Source organism: Sphingomonas adhaesiva (assembly GCF_002374855.1).
Classification (GTDB): domain Bacteria; phylum Pseudomonadota; class Alphaproteobacteria; order Sphingomonadales; family Sphingomonadaceae; genus Sphingomonas; species Sphingomonas adhaesiva.
The window spans coordinates 1-2608 of record NZ_NWVC01000028.1 but is presented as its reverse complement, the minus strand read 5'-3'; the positions used below and the strand labels follow the sequence as shown (position 1 = coordinate 2608).

At 63.2% G+C, this 2608-nt stretch carries 3 protein-coding genes and 2 pseudogenes; 3 read left to right on the top strand and 2 right to left on the bottom strand.

Annotated elements, in window-relative coordinates:
• Both COA07_RS17545 and COA07_RS18490 read left to right on the top strand, forming a co-directional pair.
• A pseudogene (locus COA07_RS17545) lies at positions 1–127 on the top strand (IS630 family transposase); the annotation flags it as partial.
• Positions 128–421: 294 nt separating this feature from the next.
• On the top strand, positions 422–829 hold the full coding sequence (locus tag COA07_RS18490; RefSeq protein ID WP_174525872.1) for a hypothetical protein: 408 nt from the start codon (positions 422–424) through the stop codon (positions 827–829).
• 43 nt (positions 830–872) lie between these two features.
• Here the strand turns inward: COA07_RS18490 and COA07_RS17530 are convergent, their stop codons facing one another.
• Both COA07_RS17530 and COA07_RS17525 read right to left on the bottom strand, forming a co-directional pair.
• Complete coding sequence (locus tag COA07_RS17530; RefSeq protein WP_066713595.1) at positions 873–1541, bottom strand: nucleotidyl transferase AbiEii/AbiGii toxin family protein; 669 nt, start codon at positions 1539–1541, stop codon at positions 873–875.
• Positions 1542–1546: 5 nt separating this feature from the next.
• Entirely contained in the window at positions 1547–1810 is a 264-nt protein-coding gene (locus tag COA07_RS17525) for a hypothetical protein (protein WP_066713597.1), read from the bottom strand.
• A 604-nt stretch (positions 1811–2414) separates the two neighbouring features.
• On the opposite strand from COA07_RS17525, the pseudogene COA07_RS18825 reads away from it, so the two are divergent.
• A pseudogene (locus tag COA07_RS18825) lies at positions 2415–2576 on the top strand (IS21 family transposase); the annotation flags it as partial.
• Between the last annotated feature and the right edge of the window lie 32 nt (positions 2577–2608).

Here is a 2608-nt window from a genome sequence, read left to right as displayed (position 1 = left end):
CTTCATCACCGCCCACAACCAGAAACCCAAACCCTATAAATGGGTCAAATCCGCCGACGACATCCTCGCCTCGGTAAAACGCTTCTGCCAGAAAACAATGCGCCGAACTTCGGATTCAGGTGACTAGAGGCTGCGAGACATGGCCAAAGAACCGGACATCCAGGCGGTCGCCGACCGGTGAGGACCGGTGAACGTCAGGTACGCCGCGTCATTGCCGCGCTGGCGAGCCCCGGTGTGCTAACGACCGATGGCTCCCGGGCGCCGCTGCAGATCGCCTTTCCTGCCACGCTGGCGGGGAGCTGGAAGCCGGGGCTATTCCCGCAAGCGGGCAGCTATCCGCGTTAGCTGCTCGACCGATCAGCGGTGCGAAACAAGACGGGAGATGATATGCCCCCGCGACCGCGGCAGTGCGGACCAGCTTATGGAGGCAGCCTTCCCGTTTTTCAGTCGAAGCGATTTCCAGGATCAGCCCAGCAGCCGAGCCTACCGGCATTACAAGGCGTTTGAGGCCGTTCTCGACCGCATTCTGGGTGACCGCGTGAGAGAGGACGGTGCCTGTGGCGTCGATCTCTGGTGTGCGCTCGCCAACATTCGCTGGCGCAGTCCCGATGGGGAGGTCGCCTCCTACGGTTTTCGGCGGGCCGGCGAGGTGGTGGCCTGGGTGCGTGAGGAAGGTGACTACCTCACCTGGTACTGCAGCGGAGAGCCGGGGCACGTCGCCGCTTGGATCGAGGGAGCGCTCGCTGGAGCGGGATGGTCGTGGAGCCGGTTGGAGCCTGATGCCGCTCGTACCGGCAATGTGCCCGACGACAGTCAGCGCCTCGCATAGAGTTTTGGATGCTCCTCGACGGATGGACGGCGGACCTCTCGTTTCATGTGAGCGCCGCACGTAGCGCCGCCTGCGTGAGTGTTTGAGCCTTGCGAACGAGCGGTAATTGGTGCTCGCGGTACATGAGCTGGCTGATCACCCCGATCGCGAGCTTGGGCGACATTGCCTCGGCTACACGCAAGGCGGCCGCGCAGCGATCTGGCCCGCACTGCCTGAGCGCCGCAGCGACATATTCCTCCCCCTCCCGAGTGACGACCGCCGCGAGGTCGAACATGTCGCGAGGCTGCAGGCGCGAGCCGCGATAGTAGATCTTCTTCGCGATGATCTCACTGGGGGTCTCGAGCAGGACCTCGCGCCCTCGCACGGTGACGCGGTTGGCTGGACGCTCGGTGATGGAGGCGCAGCAAATGAAGTCGATCTCGCCGACCTCGCCAAATGTCAGCTTCAGGACGTGGCTGCCGTCCGTGTCGTAGCCGTCGGGCGCTCGATCGAGCGCGTAGCCCTGCGTTCCGGGATTTAGAAAGGGTAAGACCTGGGGATCATCAAGGAACAGGTCGATGTCGTGGCTCTCGCGGTGGTCGATCTGTAGCATCAGGGCCGTACCGCCGCCAAAGGTCCACTCGAACGGGTAGGCAGCTCTCTGCGCTTGATCGATAATGCTGCCGGCGATGTCGAAGAGCGACGACCATTGGCTAGGCCGTGCGACAGGCACGCGGGTCAGGCGGCGAGTGGTAGGGCGTACCCTGCCTTGGCAGCAAACTGGTTCGCCATCCAATGAGCCTGGTCATGATCGACGCCCATGCTGTCGATGAACTGGTGCTGCAATCCCTCGTTCACCTCCGAAAAGAAGGCGAACACCGGCGCATCGAACGCATAGAGGCTAGCCGGATCAACGATCTTTGCGGCAAGCTGATACGCGGAGAGGTTCGCTCCGTAAGGAGCGTTCACCGTCGCCAGCACTGAGGTCGCTACGTCCGTCATGACCTACCTAGGTCCTGTTCCTTGCTCTGGCATGGGATATAACCTGCCGGGGTAACCGAAACAAGAACGAGCGGGGCCGGTTCCTCCGGTCCGCTGGTGCGCGACGTCGTCCGACGGTGCCTCGGGACCCGCCCGCCTCGTTTGTTCGCAACGGCGACGCGCATATCGGGGAGGGAGGGCCTCCAGTCAGAATGATCTGAGCGAGGATCGGGACTGACTGTGAGAAGGTGGGCAGGCGTGTGAGCGCCTAAAAGTGGCTATTTAGGAAGTGCCTACCATGACACTCTGCCCAGCGGAAAAGTGTCGCAGCTGACAGAAACGTCGGCGACCAAACCGGATGGGATTCACACGATTCCCGTTTCGTGCTTCTCCTGTTCCCATGACCCAGGGCGACTTATTCTCTGCATCCGCGGCCATCCCGCCGCAGATTTCTTCCCAGCTGCCCCTGACTGAGGGGCTGCCGTCGATCATCGATGTCATCGCACAGGTGTCGACCAGGCCGCGCTACGCCTTCATGGTCCTGAATCTGATCGCGCGCGCGGCAGGGCAGGGGGGCAGGGCAGGACCCTACGTCGTCCAGCAGGGGCGGGCCGTTCGGCTGGCCGGCACCGCCAGCGACGACGTCATCGTCAACATCCTGGCCCGCAGGCGAGAACCGCCACGACCGCTAACCATTGTCACCCCCGAGGACCTGGCGCTGCGCCATCCGCCCCGCGCCGACTGCAACCGCTATGACAGCCTGCGAGGTCTCCATGCAGCGGCATGAGATGATGACGGCCATGACCGAGTTGGGGCTGA

What these genes read in the sequence shown, in the direction of transcription:
- COA07_RS18490 (WP_174525872.1), top strand. Translation starts at nt 422, where the DNA reads ATGGAGGCAGCCTTCCCGTTTTTCAGTCGAAGCGATTTCCAGGATCAG.
- COA07_RS17525 (WP_066713597.1), bottom strand. Translation starts at nt 1,810, where the DNA reads ATGACGGACGTAGCGACCTCAGTGCTGGCGACGGTGAACGCTCCTTAC.